Origin of the sequence: uncultured Corynebacterium sp., from assembly GCF_946998835.1 — a bacterium.
GTDB lineage: Bacteria > Actinomycetota > Actinomycetes > Mycobacteriales > Mycobacteriaceae > Corynebacterium.
The window spans coordinates 1-15478 of the sequence record NZ_CAMQAZ010000038.1; the positions used below are offsets into that span (position 1 = coordinate 1).

The window sequence follows — 15478 nt, forward strand, 5'->3', positions numbered from 1 at the left end:
CACATCTAACCCCAGCGACACGCCGAGCCAGACACACTTTTTGAGCCTTAACCCCAAAAAGAAAACCGGCACCCCAACCCAGAAGTGCCGGTTTAAAACGAAAGCTAAATTATTAGCTCACCGTTTTTCTAACTCACGGTTTTATTAGCTCACAGTGTGAACAATCATGACGTCACAATCCGACTGACGAGCAACATCAGCCGGCACGGAGCCCAGCAGACGACCAGTCAGCGAGTTAATACCACGGTTACCAACCACCAGCAGGTCAGCGCGACGGTCAGTGACCAGGGACATCAGAGCCTCAACCGGGGAGCCCGAGCGAACCTCAGTCTCAACATTGGTAGCGCCAACGGCCTCTGCGGCCTCCTTGGCAGCGGCCAGGTTCTTCTGAGCCGGATCGTCGCCGAGGACCTGAACCGAATCCTGGCGCAGGGTCTTGGACGCATCCTCTTGGGTCTCGTAGTAAGCGCAGCCGATAACCAGGGTCGCATCGAAAGCAGCGGCAATCGAAGCAGCGCGCTCTACCGCGAGCAGCGACGACTTAGAACCATCCGTGCCGACAACAATGGTCTTGTAATCACTCATGAAAACTATCCCTCACTGTGGAAGTTGCATTAAAACAGTTCATCGTGCGTACACGCTTTAATTGTCCCGAACCCACTGGCCAGAGACACTTTCGCGCATACACTGTTTTACTTCCCACAACAGTAGCAAAAAACTACTCGACACCGGCCTCAATCATGCCCTTAAGTTCCTTCTTGAGGTCGAAAATCTCATCGCGCAAGCGCCCCGCGAGCTCGAACTTCAACTCACGCGCAGCCGCGGCCATCTGCTCCGACAGATCTGCAATAAGAGCCTCGAGCTCAGCCCGCGGCATCTGCTTACCGCGGGCACCATCGGCTGCGCCCGAGCCATCGGCACGCGAGAGCAGCGCGTCGGCGGCCGCACCTGTCTTGCCTTCGTAATCGGTGTCAGCATTGTCGTAGACCTGATCCAAGATGTCCGCAATCTTCTTACGCAGCGGCTGCGGGTCGATGCCGTGCTCCGTGTTGTACGCAATCTGCTTTTCGCGGCGGCGCTCCGTCTCATCGATGGCGAACTGCATGGAATCGGTGATTTTGTCGGCGTACATGTGCACCTCGCCGGAGACGTTTCGCGCGGCTCGACCAATCGTCTGAATCAACGAGCGCTCCGAACGCAGGAACCCCTCCTTGTCGGCGTCGAGGATCGCCACCAGCGAAACCTCGGGCAGGTCGAGGCCCTCGCGCAGCAGGTTAATGCCGACCAGCACGTCGTACTCACCGAGACGCAACTGTCGCAGCAGTTCAACACGTTTGAGCGTATCCACATCCGAGTGCATGTACCGCACCTGCACGCCATTTTCGAGCAGGTAGTCGGTCAGGTCCTCCGCCATCTTCTTCGTCAGGGTGGTCACGAGCACGCGCTCGTCACGCTCGGTGCGCTTACGGATCTCGCCGATGAGATCATCAATCTGTCCCTCAGTAGGCTTAACGACGATCTTGGGATCCACCAGCCCCGTCGGACGAATGACCTGCTCCACGACCTCGCCACCGGTCTTTTCGAGCTCATAGTCACCCGGCGTTGCGGACATAAACACGACCTGGCCGACGCGGGCATCGAATTCGTCGAACGTCAGCGGGCGGTTATCCAGCGCCGATGGGAGGCGGAAACCGAAGTCGACGAGGTTGCGCTTGCGGGAGGCATCGCCCTCGAACATGCCGCCAATCTGCGGCACGGTGACGTGTGACTCATCGATGATGGTGAGGAAGTCCTCCGGGAAGTAGTCAATGAGCGTCGCGGGGGCCGAGCCCGGCGCGCGGCCATCGATGTGGCGCGAGTAATTCTCAATGCCGGAACAGAACCCGACCTGCTCGATCATTTCGAGGTCGTACTCCGTGCGCATGCGCAGGCGTTGTGCTTCCAGCAGCTTGCCGCGGTTTTCCAGATCTGCCAGGCGTTCGGCGAGTTCGGCCTTGATGTCCGCGACGGCTCGTTCCATGCGCTCCGGGCCTGCGACATAGTGCGTAGCTGGGAAGATGCGCAGCTCAGGGACCTGGTCGATGACATCTCCGGTGACTGGATTGAGGTAGTACAGCGAATCAATCTCGTCGCCGAAGAATTCCACGCGCACGGCCTTTTCTTCGTAGGCCGGGATGATGTCAACCACGTCGCCTTTTACTCGGAAGGTGCCACGGGTAAAGGCGATGTCATTGCGGGCGTACTGAATGTCCACCAAAAGACGCAGGAATTGGTCGCGGTCGACTTCTTCGCCCTCCTTCAGCCACACCGAACGGTCGAGGTAGGACTGCGGGGTACCCAGGCCATAGATGCAAGAAACAGAGCTGACGACGACGACGTCGCGACGCGACAGCAGCGCTGAAGTAGCCGAGTGGCGTAGGCGCTCCACATCCTCGTTGATGGAGGAGTCCTTTTCAATATAGGTATCGGTCTGCGCGATGTAGGCCTCGGGTTGGTAGTAGTCGTAGTAGGAAACGAAGTACTCGACCGCGTTGTTTGGCAGCAGGCTGCGGAGCTCATTGGCCAGCTGAGCCGCCAGCGTCTTGTTCGGTGCCATGACCAGGGTTGGCCGTTGCACCTTTTCGATCAGCCACGCCGCGGTGGCTGACTTACCAGTACCCGTGGCACCCATCAGGACTACCTCGCGCTCGCCTCTGTCCAGGCGTTCCGACAGTTCCGCGATTGCCTGCGGCTGGTCGCCCGAGGGCTCGAACTCGCTGATGACCTCGAAGGTTCCCTCAGCGCGCTCGACTTCACCGACGGGCCGGAACTCCGAGTGTGCGAGGACGGGTTGCTCTGCTGCAAATGCCATAGTTCCCAGCGTAGCGAAGGGTGCTTTACATCGGCCGGTTACGCTCTCTTCCCTGAGGTTGGGGCGGGGCTGCGGTTGGGGTGGGGCTGCGGTTGGGGCAGGGCTGAGGTTGTCGGGTACAAGGCTGTCATAAAGTCGGCGTCAGGCCAGCAAAGGCGGGCTTGCGCTTCACCAGCGGGTGCTTACTGCGCAGTAAGCAGATCCTGGTGAAGCGCAAGCCGTCTTACCGATTGTCTGCGGCTGGATCTGCGGGGTTTCCTGGGCGTGCGACAGTGGTTATCCACACTCTGAAAGTTGTCCACAGATTGGACCTAGAGTTCCTCCCTCAGAGAAAGAACAGAGCTGAGAAAGTTTAAAGTCCCCGGCCATGGGAAGTTTCACCACGGCGCAGCTACGAACACTCGGCATCGGCGAGAAAAAGACCAGAACTCTCTTAGAACAAGGCAAGCTATTCCGCTTAGTACGCGGCCTCTACATTGACGACTACTCTCCCGCCTCAGTCGCCCGAACAATCACGGGACACTACAAAAATATTGCGCTAAGCGGCAAAAGCGCAGCTCAAATCCACTTGAGACTTCCCCTGACACTTCCTATCCAGGCAGAAGGCACGGGATCAGTTCAGGCCAAGGCTTTCTCCATTAGGCACAGCCGTCTGCCGGCCTGCACGAGCATCAATGGCATCCCAGTTGTCGAAGCCCTTTGGGCAGCACGAGCCTCGAAAGACTTCGCACGCCTGATTCTGGAAAAGCATTATTTCGGCAGAGACGGCGAGCGACGCCTCAACCACGACCTCAGTCGGATGCAGAAAGTTCCCGCATGGCTGCGTGAAACTATCGCCACCACGCCAATCGGCGCATGCAGCGAACTCGAGCGCAAACTGGTCCGCCCTTTAATCAAGCGTGGCTACCGCGTCCGAATGAACCAATACATCGGCCCGTACTGCTTCGACATCCTGCTTGACCAGTGGAAAATAGCCATCGAGGTCGACTCCGAAAAGTACCACGCCAACGCAGAATCATTCATCTCAGATCGTTGGAAGGCCAACTCTGGCACACTGCACGGCTGGATAGTCCTGAGATTCACGGACTCATGCATCAATTGGAATCTCGACAGCGTCCTCGACGAAATCGAGCAGGCAATTCGATGGGTGCAAAAACGCCGTCCCCGCGCGGACTATAAACCAGGGTGGCCAGCTTGCCAGAAGGTCTGGGAGTGGAATCCAACTGTTGGCTACGCAAACAAACAGGGATAACTGTCAATATGCCCAGATAATCACCGCTTATTTTCATCGAACTGTTATTACTTTTGTAGTGAAAATTGCATGAATAGTAACTAGCCTGGCGCTTATGAACACCTCGCACCTCCCACACGCCCACACTCCCCCTGCCGCTTGTACAGGTTCCGCCACTCGAAAAACCACCTCACACCGGGCCCTTGTCGCCTGCATCCTCACAGCCGCCACATTGACCTTCTCCGCCTGTTCCACACAGGGAAACGAAGCAGCAACGGACCCCGCCAGCGCTGACAACACTAATGCCGAAGCAACCGCCGCTGACGCAACCGCTGCCGAAACCGCTACTGTCACCGAGACGAAAACCAGGGCATCAAAGACTGAAAACGACAACATGCCAAATCCCACCGGTACGGCACCAGAACAGAGCGGTAAGAAACCGACGGAGGATGCTGGTGCCACGTCGACGTCGTCAAGCGAAAGCGACGGAAGCGGCGGGCTTCGCGAAGACATGACTGCTGAGATTTCCAACAACCCCAACCCGGAATCAACGTTCATGGCGGGCGGTGAGCAGGCAACTACCTGCATCTATGGCGATGGGTACGGCCTCAACCTCATCGCGGCGGGTCCGAATACCAGCTGCGACTTTGCGAAAGCGGTGTTCAATCAGCAGACCAAGGGCCTTAATGCCTCGGAGGACAACATTCGAGACCATCTGCAGCCAAACATCAAGGCCAAGAGCCCCGCGACCGGCAAAACCTACGACCTCCGCTGCAGCACACAAGACGATGTAGTGGTGTGCACCGGCGGCAACAACGCAAAGATTTACATGTTCTAGCGAACCTGGTGGCGGTCGGCAGGTGGTGCAACTGCCGGCCGCCTGCTGCAATCCACGGGGAATCACAACAAGCGCACAATCTCCCGCCTACAGTGAAACCATGACTGTTTCCCGCTTGCGCCCCTTCGGCGAGACCATCTTCGCCACCATGTCCCGCCTCGCTACCGAGCACGAGGCAATCAATCTCGGGCAGGGCTTCCCCGATTGGGATGGGCCGACGGAGGTGCTCGCTGAGGCGCAGCATCAGATAGCCAGCGGGAATAACCAGTACGGCCCTGGCCGCGGTATGAAGGTGCTGCGCGATGCCATCGTCGCTGACCGCGCCCGCCGCACGGGGCAGGTCTACGATGCCGACACCGAATGCCTGGTCACCGTCGGCGCCACGGAAGCGATTGCCGCCACTGCCTTAGGGCAACTAGAACCCGGCAGCCACGTCATCGTCATCGAGCCGTACTACGATTCCTACAAAGCCGCCATCGCGCTGGCGAACTGCACCTATACCGCGGTGCCACTCATTCCCACGGTTTCTGATACAGCAAGCTCCTGGTCGCTCGATCGCAGCGCACTTGCCGATGCCATCACCGATGACACGGCCATGATTATCATCAACTCGCCGCACAACCCCACCGGCACCGTCCTCACGAACGAGGACTTGCAGACCATCGCCGATGTCGCCATCGCAAACAATCTGCTCGTGCTTGCCGACGAAGTCTACGAACGCCTGTACTTCAACGGATTGTCACACTCTTCCATCAGCGCCCTGCCCGGCATGCGTGAGCGCACCATTGTCGTGTCCAGCGCCGCAAAGACCTTCAACGTCACCGGTTGGAAAATCGGCTGGGCGCTCGCCCCGGCTAACCTCCTCGATGGTGTGGTCAAGGCCAAGCAGTTCTTAAGTTATGTCGGAGCTACTCCCCTCCAGCCGGCGGTCGCCCGTGGCCTGCAGGAATGCGCTCCGTGGGTGGATGAGCTAGCGGGCCAACTCGAGAGCAACATGCGTCTCCTCGTCGATGGGTTGGAGCGCCTTGGTGCCCCTGTTTTCACGCCCCAGGCTGGGTATTTTGTCGTCGCCGATATCTCGAGCTGGGAGCTTGGCGACGCCTTGGAGACCTGCATCCGCTTGGTCAAGGAATGCCGCGTCGCGGCCATCCCCGTTACCGCTTTTGTAGACGACCCGGAGTCAGAAAAATACCGCTACCTGGTGCGATTCGCTTTCTGCAAGCGCGCCGAGGTGATTGAGGAGGCTATCGCTCGACTGCGGAACTATCTCGCTGCTCGGTCTGTCTCTTAGCTGGGCTTCTGCTGGCTGACCTACTGGCGGAGCTGTTTACTGGTCGGTCTGCTGCTGACCAGTCTGCTTCTGACCAGCCTACAGCTGGCGGATCTGATTCAGTGGCTGAATGATCCGCTCCCAAATCCGGTCAACCTGGCGCACGAGGTCCTCCTCAGTGCCCGAGTTTTCCAGGACGACATCGGCGAACTGCAAACGCTTATCGTCGCTGATTTGCTTAGCGATGCGCTGCTTCGCATCCTCTCGGTCCACACCGCGGCTTTGCACCAGGCGGTCGAGACGGACCTCCACCGGTGTGTGCACAACCACGACGAGGTCCTGTGCTTCCGACTGCCCCATCTCAATCAGCAGCGGCGAGTCAAACACGATGATGGCATCGCCTGCCGCGTTGAACTGCTCTTCAGTGCGCTGCTCAATTCGCGGATGGGTAATCGAGTTCAGCAGCTCCGTCTTCTCGGCGGATACGAAGGCCCGTTTCGCAAGTTCGCCGCGGTTGAGGGAGCCGTCGTCAAGCAAAATATCCTCACCGAAGGCTTCGGCGAGTTCGGCCAGTGCCGGTTCGCCGGGTTCGACGACGTCGCGAGCAATTTGATCGGCGTCGATGATGACGGCACCGAGCTCGGCGAACCTACGAGCGACCGTAGATTTCCCACTGCCCATGCCACCGGTTAGTCCTACTTTGAGCATGTCTCTAAGGGTACGTGGACACGCCCCCGCACGTTAGTGCTTTACGACGAGATCCTCGATGCGGTGGCCCTCTTCAACGGGATCAGGGTTAACGGGGTCCGGAGCGGTACCGTTACCAAATGGGCTGCCACCAAGGGCCTCGCGGCCGTGCGGCTGGAGCAGGCCGGAAAGCTCCGGACCCTTCGGGACAATGCCAAGCGGATTGAGGTCGCGATGGACCTCGTAGTAGTGGCGCTTGATGTCGACGAAGTCAGTGGTGTCGCCAAAGCCCGGCGTCTGGAAGAGATCGCGCAGGTAGTTATATAGAACCGGCATCTCGGAGATCTTGCTCCGGTTGCACTTGAAGTGACCGTGGTAGACGGCATCGAAGCGGATGAGGGTCGTGTAAAGGCGAATGTCGGCCTCAGTGATGTGGTCGCCCATGAGGTAGCGGCGGGCCTCTAAGCGCTCAGAAACCTTGTCAAGGGCGCTGAACAGTCGGTCGTAAGCCTTGTCATAGGACTCCTGCGAACCCGCGAAGCCACAGCGATAGACACCGTTATTGATTTCGGTATAGATGAACTGCATGAGCTCATCCATTTCCTCACGCATCTCCACTGGGTAGAGATCCGGGGCGCCGTCGCGGTGGAACTCCGTCCACTCGGTAATGAAGTCCAAGGTAATCCAGGGGAAGTCGTTGGTCACAACCTCGCCCGATTCAACCTCGACGATGGCCGGGACGGTAATGCCCCGCCGGTAATCAGGGTAACGCTTGAGAAATGCCTCTTGAAGACGCTCATAGCCGAGCATTTCATCTCGGCCGCCTGGCCCCTTGTCGAAAGTCCAGGAACGAGCATCGTGGACCGGCCCGGAAATACCGACCGAAATTGCATCTTCCAGGCCGAGCAGCCTGCGAACGATAAGCGTGCGGTGTGCCCACGGACACGCGCGAGCCGCAATAAGGCGGTAGCGACCAGCTTCGACTGGCCACGTCTTAATCCCGTCGTCTACCTCGCGACCTTTCTTGACAATGCGGTCATTGATATAGCGAGTATCGCGGTTAAAGTCTTTGCCCTCCTGGGAGTACACACCTCCGGTGGAATGGGAGGAATCTTCTACCTGATTAGCGTTATCTACCTGATTAACTTCATACTTTGTTGTCATGTCACCAATCATATGGGTAGGCAGACAGGCTGTCAACGGCGGTCAAGACAGCGAGAGCCACCAAAATCGATAGGAACACCCAAATAAACAGGGTCACCAGGGCCATTAGGACGGTTTGCGCTTCGCCAGCAGCAGGTTACTGCGCAGCAAGCCACTTCCGGTGAAGCGCAAGCCCGCCCTAGGCAACAGCGGTGCCACATTCATGGCCCGAATTCCGACCACCAGGACCAAAGATCCAGCAAGCACCCAAGTCGCCTTAAGGAAAACAGGGCCGAGCAGGTGCCCGTCGTAAAGCAAAGAAGGCACGAAAAAGCCCCAGCGAGGAAAACCTCGCCGGGGCGATTCCGAAGTCGAATGTAGGCGCTCTTAAAGCCGCCTACCAAAGCGGTCTAGCTTAGTTGCCAGCCAGCTTCTCACGCAGAGCAGCGAGCTGCTCATCGGAAGCCAAGGTGCCGCCAGCATTGTCTGCAGCCGGTGCGGCCGGAGCAGCCGGTGCTGCCTCACCGGACTCGGAAGAGTAGTTCGAAGCGGTCTCTGCAGCCTCGGCAGCTGCAGCGCGGTGACGCTCGATCTGGGCAGCGTGCAGCTGGTGGTGACGCTCTGCCTCTGCGTAGCGAGCCTCCCACTCTGCGCGCTGGGTCTCGAAGCCCTCCATCCACTCGTTGGTCTCCGGGTCGAAGCCCTCCGGGAAGATGTAGTTGCCCTGCTCGTCGTAGGAGTCGCCCATGCCGTACTTGGTCGGGTCGAACTCTTCGGTGAAGTCCTCGTCAGCCTGCTTGAGGGACAGGGAGATACGACGACGCTCGAGGTCGATGTCGATGACCTTGACCATGACCTGCTCGTCGACGGAGACAATCTGGTCCGGAACGTCGATGTGGCGGGAAGCCAGCTCGGAGATGTGAACCAGGCCCTCGATGCCCTCTTCGACGCGGACGAACGCACCGAACGGAACCAGCTTGGTGACCTTGCCCGGAACAATCTGGCCGATTGCGTGAGTGCGGGCGAAGACGCGCCACGGGTCTTCCTGGGTAGCCTTCAAGGACAGGGAGACGCGCTCGCGGTTCAGGTCGACCTCGAGAACCTCGACGGTGACCTCGTCGCCAACCTGGACAACCTCGGACGGGTGGTCGATGTGCTTCCAGGACAGCTCGGAAACGTGAACCAGGCCGTCAACACCACCGAGATCGACGAATGCGCCGAAGTTGACGATGGAGGAAACGACACCCTTGCGGACCTGGCCCTTCTGCAGCTGGTGCAGGAACTCGGAGCGGACCTCAGACTGGGTCTGCTCGAGCCATGCACGGCGGGACAGAACGACGTTGTTGCGGTTCTTGTCGAGCTCGATGATCTTGGCCTCGATCTCCTGGCCGATGTACGGCTGGAGGTCGCGGACACGACGCATCTCAACGAGAGAAGCCGGCAGGAAGCCACGCAGGCCGATGTCGAGAATCAGGCCGCCCTTGACGACCTCGATGACGGTACCGGTAACCGGCTCGTCGTTCTCCTTGAGCTGCTCGATGGTGCCCCAGGCACGCTCGTACTGAGCGCGCTTCTTGGACAGGATGAGGCGGCCTTCCTTGTCTTCCTTGGTCAGGACCAGCGCGTCGATCTCATCGCCAACTTCGACCACTTCATCAGGGTCGACATCGTGCTTGATGGACAGTTCGCGGGAAGGAATGACACCTTCAGTCTTGTAGCCGATGTCGAGAAGAACCTCGTCGCGGTCAACCTTAACGACGGTGCCCTCAACGATGTCACCATCGTTGAAGTACTTCATCGTCGAGTCGACAGCGGCCAGGAAATCCTCAGCGGTGCCAATGTCGTTGATGGCAACCTGAGGGACGTTAGAAGTGGACATATAAGATGTGCTCCGAAGCGGATAGAAATCGAAAAACGGACAATTTCGGCCTTGCCCCTCAAAGAAACTCCTGGTGAACCGGGCCAAATCCGCTTTCGGCGAATCTCGCCATTGGCAATTAGTTAACCCGGCATCCCTGAAGCTCGAGGCTGCAAAGTCGGCACGCTAATGCATACCTAGCGAACAATACCGATTTGAGCTGCGACATTCAAGTCCGCAACTCATGCCCGGCAAGTCCGCAAAAGGTCTGCCGGTCGCGACCGCCGCCCCGCCTGCGCACCACTAATGCGCAGCAGCATCCCAGTTCACACCAGCACCGATGGAAACATCCAACGGCACCAGCAATTCAGCCGCCGAGTCCATCTCACGATGCAACAGCTCCTTGATGGCCGCCTCTTCCCCATCTGCAACTTCCACAACCAGCTCGTCATGAACCTGCAGGAGGACATGTGAGCGCAACCCGCCTCGTCGTAAAGCATCGTCGACCCGGAGCATCGCGATTTTAATAATGTCTGCCGCCGACCCCTGGATCGGTGAGTTCAAAGCCTCGCGTTCCGCGTTATCGCGAGCAATGCGGTTGTCGGCGTTGAGTTCCGGCAGGTAGCGGCGCCGATCGAACATCGTGGCCGTAAAGCCGTCCTTGCGCGCCTGCTCAACAACTTTGTGCAGGTAATCGCGCACGCCACCGAAACGCTCGAAGTAGTCCTCCATGAGCTTTTTCGCCTCGCGCTGCGGAATGTCGAGCTGCTGAGCCAGACCAAAAGCGCTCAGACCGTAGGCCAGACCGTAGCTCATCGCCTTCACACGACGACGAAGCTCAGGCGTGACCTCATCAATGCCGACGCCGAAGACCTTCGAGCCGACGTAATTGTGCAGGTCCTCGCCCTGTCGGTAGGCCTCAATCAGCCCCGGATCCTCCGACAGGTGCGCCATCACACGCATCTCAATCTGCGAGTAGTCCGCGGTAATCAGCTGCGCATAGCCATCGCCCACCACAAACGCCTCACGAATCCGTCGCCCGAACTCCGTGCGCACCGGGATGTTCTGCAGGTTCGGCTCCGTCGACGACAGACGCCCCGTCGCCGCGACCGTCTGATTAAAGGTCGTATGAATACGGCCATCATCGGCGACGGCCTTAATCAATCCTTCCACGGTCGACTTCATCTTTTGCGACTCGCGGAACTTCAGCAGGTAATCCAGGAACGGATGCGGATTGACCTTCGCCAACCCCTCAATTTCCTTCGCCGCCGTGGAATAGCCAGTCTTCGTCTTTTTCGTCTTGGGCATTCCCAGCTGGTCAAACAGGACTTCTTGCAACTGCTTCGGCGATCCGAGATTCAGCTCAGGCTTATCGACGAGGTTGCGAGCCTCACTCTCCGCCTCATCGGTGGCCGCCTGCGCCTGCTTGCGGAGCTCCTCGAGGGCATCAACATCCACAGCGATACCAGCGCGCTCCATTCGGCCAAGCACTGGAGCGAGCGGAACTTCCAGGTCGGCATACACGCTGTAGAGTCCGGCCTCATCGAGTTCGAGAGCCAACCGCTCCGCTAGGTCAATGACGGCGGCGACATGGGAAGCGTCTTCGGTCGGGCCATCGAGCAGGGTCATCTGACCATCGGTCTGCGAGAGAGTCTGGCCCAAGTGACGCTGGACGACGTTGTCCAAGCTGTAGCTGCGCTGGCTCGGGCGCAGCAGATACGCGGCCAGGAAGGTGTCGTGGATAACCCCTGCCAGTTCGAAGTCGTAGTTCCAGAGCGCATGCATGGCCGATTTACAGTCATGCACCAGCTTCGGGTGGTCGCCAGCGAGCCACTCACGCAGTGCGTCGGCATCCTCTGTGGATAGCTCGCCGAGGTCGAGAGAAACGGCCTGACCGGAGGTCTTGCCCTTCTCATCGGCGGAGCCAATCATCAGGGTGTGCTCCCCGACCTGCAACGCGGCCGGCTCTTGCAGTTCATCGAGCCAGGCGGCCAGGGTGCCGTCGTCAAGCGAGACAGCCTCGAGCTTTGTCGCGCTGTCACTGGTGGAGGCGGTGACGCCCGCGCCTTCGATAGAAAGGGTGCGGAAGACGCGCTCGCGGAGGTTGTCGCCGAATTCGAGGCGGTCGAAGAAGTCAATGATTCCCTGGGCGTCGGCGGGACGGAGCTCGAGCTCATTCGGGCCGTATGGCAAGGGCAGGTCCTTGACCATTTCGGTGATGTCGCGGTTCAGCTGGACATTTGCGACGCGCTCGCGGAAGTTGTCGCCAACCTTGCCGCGGATTTCGTCGGCGTGGTCGATGAGGTTTGCCAGCGTGCCGTACTGAACGATCCACTTCGTCGCAGTTTTCTCGCCGACCCCCGGAATGCCCGGGAGGTTATCGGAAGGGTCACCGCGGAGGGCCGCGAAGTCCGGGTACTGCGTCGGTGTCAGACCATATTTCTTCTCAATAGCCTCTGGCGTGAAGCGATGAAGCGTAGTGACGCCGCGCATTGGATAGAGCACCGTAGTGGTGTCGTTGACCAACTGGAACGAGTCGCGGTCGCCGGTGACGATGAGCGTTTCGAAGCCCTCGGGCTTGGCCTGGGTAGCCAACGTGGCGATGATGTCGTCGGCCTCGTAGTTGTCCTTTTCCAGCGTGACGATGCCCATCTCTTTCAGCACCTGCTGAATAAGTGGCACCTGACCACGGAATTCCTCAGGAGTCTTCTCACGCTGGGCCTTGTATTCCGGGAAGATCTCATTACGGAAGGTCTCGCGGGCGACGTCGAAGGCGACCGCCACGTGCGTGGGCTTTTCCTCGCTGAGGATGTTGGACAGCATGGAGAGGAAGCCGTACACCGCGTTCGTTGTCTGACCACCAGTGGTTGAGAAGTTATCCACCGGAAGGGCAAAGAACGCGCGGAAGGCCATGGAATGACCGTCGATAAGCATGAGGGTCTTCTTCATGACATCCCAGTGTAGGAAAATATTGAACATCGTAGGAAAACTGAGATTCCCGCTGGGATTCGCGGGCTACGGTGGATGAGTTGTTGGTCGGCCTGCTTCAGTGAACAATAATTACGGTAATCAAGCGGCATTTTGAAAAGCACTCAAACGCCCTTTAGTCCACCTGAACAATGCTTCGCAAGGTTACGCCTCCTAAGCGTCGCTTGGCGCTTGGTTGCAGTTTCCGAAATGCTGTAACCCAAATTCAAGATTCGCTTTATTTTTCCTGGAGTTTTTCCATATTCTCCAACCTTTGTTCAACAACATGCACGCAGTCGACCCGAAATGAGGCACCTAGAAATTACCCCCTCTTTGAGGTGGTCGCGAAACCAAATCGCCACGTCCTGCGCATATACCCGAAATCAATTGGCGTAGTTTCACTTCCGTAGTTTTAGACTCTTCAGCATGAGTGAGTTCGATTCGACCAATTTCCAACAGAGCGCCCAGTCCACCCGCGAGCGCATTATCGCGGCTGCAGCTCGGCACTTCGCACGCAAGCCGCTGCGAAGCGTGCCACTGAAGGAAATTGCCAGCGATGCGGGCGTCAGCGCCCCGCTCATCATTAAGTACTTCGGCTCCAAAGAAGGCCTCATGGCCGAACTGATTGACTTCAGCCAGTTCAAAGGCACGCTCAGCCGAGCTCCCTTCAATGAACTTGGCCCGCGGATGGCCAGTGCAGTTTTGACTGGTCAAGGTCTGGCGGGACAGTCCATGATTCCGCTAATCGTCGGATCCCTCGACTCCGAGGAAACTGCAAAAGTCATCGCTGAGCGGTTCAACGAGGCTGTTGCAGACGACCTGATTCGTCGCGTCGAAGAGGACGGCCCAGAGGACATCAGCCACGACACGGCTGTGTACCGCAGCCAGATGGTTGTTTCCCTCTGCGTCGGATACCTGGTTCTTTCTGATACCGGTTTGATCGACGAGGCCAACGCCCCGCGGATTTCGGTAGAGGCCCTGGGGAACTGCCTGCAGCAGATTATCGAGCGCGGCTAAGGTCCGAGCACAGCTCAGGGAGCAGCTCCACCACCCACCTCATACCGCCTACCCCTGCGTAACTCACTGCACCAGCAGCGCCTCCCCAGGCGCTGCTTTTTTATTTTGTGTTCTTAATCGCACCCCGACGCCACTTATACACACGTGGAAATACGCTTCTTCTCAGGTGGAAGACATACAATGGCCTGCGATGTCTACTGAAAATTTGAGCGCTCCTGGCGCAGAGTCGACCACGCTGCCGACCACGAGCCCCTACTCCGAAATCCCGAAGCCAACCCCGCTGGGTGTCATCGCCAACGCGGTACGTGGTGGCCTCATTGGTCTCGCCGAGACGATTCCGGGTGTCTCCGGCGGCACCCTTGCACTAATCACGGGCATCTACGGACGCCTGATTGAATCGGCAAAGCGCATCACCGACCTGCCGCGGGCAATCTCGAAGGGCACCTTGAAGGAGGACCTACGCAGGATTGACTGGTGGCTGCTTATTCCGGTGGCTATCGGCATGGTTGCCGTGGTCTTCTCCATGGCCGGCATCATGGAGGACTTCGTCACCAACCAGCCAGTCGCTTCCCGAGCACTGTTCATGGGCATGATCGCCGCCTCGATTACTATGCCGCTGAACGAGCTACAGCCGGGTGCTCTGCGTCAGCCAGGAATGCGCGGCAAGGCCATCGCTGTATTCCTGTTTTTCAGCGTCGCCCTGTTCGCGCTGACTTCCCTACCGCAGGCCGCTCCGACACAGCCGCCTCTGTGGCTTGTGCTCATCGCCGCTTCGATTGCCGTGTGCGCGCTGGTTCTGCCGGGCGTTTCCGGCTCCTTCTTCCTGTTGGTCATCGGCCTCTACGCGCCGACCATGGGCGCAATTCATGATCGTGACGTCGCCTACATCGGCACGTTCTTCGTCGGCGCACTGATTGGCATCGTCCTGTTCATCCGTCTCCTCGAATGGCTGTTGAGTACACACCAGGCGCTCACGCTGGTCGCCATGTCCGGACTCATGCTCGGTTCTCTGCGCGCTCTCTGGCCGTGGCAGACCGAAAACAACGAGCTCCAGGGCATCGGCTCCGACTGGGGACTCGCCCTCGGACTGTTCATTCTCGGCGCCGCAATCGTCAGCGTCGTCGCTTATGCGCAGCGCCGTTTTTCTAATTCGGGGTCGATGGACTAAACTAGTCAAAGTCGCTTCGATAGAGCATTTTCGCTTATCGACGGCTTTGCGCCCCTGTAGCCCAATTGGCAGAGGCAACGGATTCAAAACCCGTCCAGTGTGAGTTCGAGTCTCACCGGGGGCACGATTTTAAAACCCGCTTTCACCTGGCTTTTAGCCTGGTGGGGGCGGGTTTTTGCTTGGGTTAGTATTCACTATCTTTCACTCTTTGTCACGCACTTTCACGTACTTTCACGGGTATTTTGAGCCAAAAATGAGCCGCGTATTACGTGCTAGGTCCTGCGTTAGCTCCTGGGTGAATCAGTTTTCGGGTATAAGAAAACCCCGCCACCACTTCTGTGGTGCGGAGTAGTGCCATGGCAGGACTCGCCCCGTTACCTTGTGAGTGTCCCTGATAATGGGGATAGTCGCTGGTCCCGGTATGGCTTACTTGCCCTGTAGTTTCCAT

The 15478-nt window shown here is 58.5% G+C and carries 11 protein-coding genes and 1 tRNA gene; 6 read left to right on the top strand and 6 right to left on the bottom strand.

The genetic code is table 11. The features are described 5' to 3' along the window. Nucleotides 1-144: 144 nt before the first annotated feature. A complete protein-coding gene (locus Q0U90_RS10500; RefSeq protein ID WP_297454749.1) occupies nucleotides 145-585 on the bottom strand; it encodes a universal stress protein in 441 nt (146 codons plus the stop codon). A 133-nt stretch (nucleotides 586-718) separates the two neighbouring features. Beyond that, nucleotides 719-2851 carry an excinuclease ABC subunit UvrB gene (gene uvrB / locus Q0U90_RS10505; RefSeq protein WP_297454752.1) on the bottom strand — a complete coding sequence of 711 codons (2133 nt, stop codon included), beginning with the start codon at nucleotides 2849-2851 and terminating at the stop codon, nucleotides 719-721. Nucleotides 2852-3218: 367 nt separating this feature from the next. Here uvrB and Q0U90_RS10510 point away from each other — a divergent pair, with 367 nt between their 5' ends. The 3 genes from Q0U90_RS10510 (at nucleotide 3219) to Q0U90_RS10520 (ending at nucleotide 6211) form a co-directional block, all read left to right on the top strand. Further along, nucleotides 3219-4103, top strand: a complete 885-nt coding sequence (locus Q0U90_RS10510) for a DUF559 domain-containing protein (protein ID WP_297454755.1) — start codon at nucleotides 3219-3221, stop codon at nucleotides 4101-4103. A 94-nt stretch (nucleotides 4104-4197) separates the two neighbouring features. Beyond that, nucleotides 4198-4920 (top strand): hypothetical protein, encoded by a 723-nt coding sequence (locus Q0U90_RS10515; protein WP_297454757.1) that lies wholly within the window; start codon nucleotides 4198-4200, stop codon nucleotides 4918-4920. 100 nt (nucleotides 4921-5020) lie between these two features. Next, the gene (locus Q0U90_RS10520) at nucleotides 5021-6211 is read left to right on the top strand and encodes an aminotransferase class I/II-fold pyridoxal phosphate-dependent enzyme (RefSeq protein WP_297454759.1); all 1191 of its coding nucleotides are present in this window, start codon (nucleotides 5021-5023) and stop codon (nucleotides 6209-6211) included. A 78-nt stretch (nucleotides 6212-6289) separates the two neighbouring features. Here the strand turns inward: Q0U90_RS10520 and coaE are convergent, their stop codons facing one another. From coaE to polA, 4 genes are all read right to left on the bottom strand, one after another. Continuing rightward, nucleotides 6290-6898: a dephospho-CoA kinase gene (gene coaE / locus Q0U90_RS10525; protein WP_297454763.1), complete on the bottom strand. Its 609-nt coding sequence runs from the start codon at nucleotides 6896-6898 to the stop codon at nucleotides 6290-6292. Nucleotides 6899-6931: 33 nt separating this feature from the next. Continuing rightward, a complete protein-coding gene (locus Q0U90_RS10530) occupies nucleotides 6932-8053 on the bottom strand; it encodes a glutathione S-transferase C-terminal domain-containing protein (protein WP_297454766.1) in 1122 nt (373 codons plus the stop codon). Between the two features lie 382 nt (nucleotides 8054-8435). Further along, entirely contained in the window at nucleotides 8436-9899 is a 1464-nt protein-coding gene (gene rpsA, locus Q0U90_RS10535; RefSeq protein WP_005510285.1) for a 30S ribosomal protein S1, read from the bottom strand. A 282-nt stretch (nucleotides 9900-10181) separates the two neighbouring features. Further along, nucleotides 10182-12827, bottom strand: coding sequence for a DNA polymerase I (gene polA / locus Q0U90_RS10540; protein ID WP_297454772.1), 2646 nt, complete (start codon nucleotides 12825-12827; stop codon nucleotides 10182-10184). A 444-nt stretch (nucleotides 12828-13271) separates the two neighbouring features. Here polA and Q0U90_RS10545 point away from each other — a divergent pair, with 444 nt between their 5' ends. The 3 genes from Q0U90_RS10545 (at nucleotide 13272) to Q0U90_RS10555 (ending at nucleotide 15154) form a co-directional block, all read left to right on the top strand. Beyond that, entirely contained in the window at nucleotides 13272-13862 is a 591-nt protein-coding gene (locus Q0U90_RS10545; protein ID WP_297454775.1) for a helix-turn-helix domain-containing protein, read from the top strand. A gap of 190 nt (nucleotides 13863-14052) precedes the next feature. Continuing rightward, nucleotides 14053-15030 carry a DUF368 domain-containing protein gene (locus tag Q0U90_RS10550; RefSeq protein WP_297454778.1) on the top strand — a complete coding sequence of 326 codons (978 nt, stop codon included), beginning with the start codon at nucleotides 14053-14055 and terminating at the stop codon, nucleotides 15028-15030. A gap of 50 nt (nucleotides 15031-15080) precedes the next feature. Beyond that, a tRNA-Leu gene (locus Q0U90_RS10555) sits at nucleotides 15081-15154 on the top strand. Nucleotides 15155-15478 lie beyond the last annotated feature (324 nt).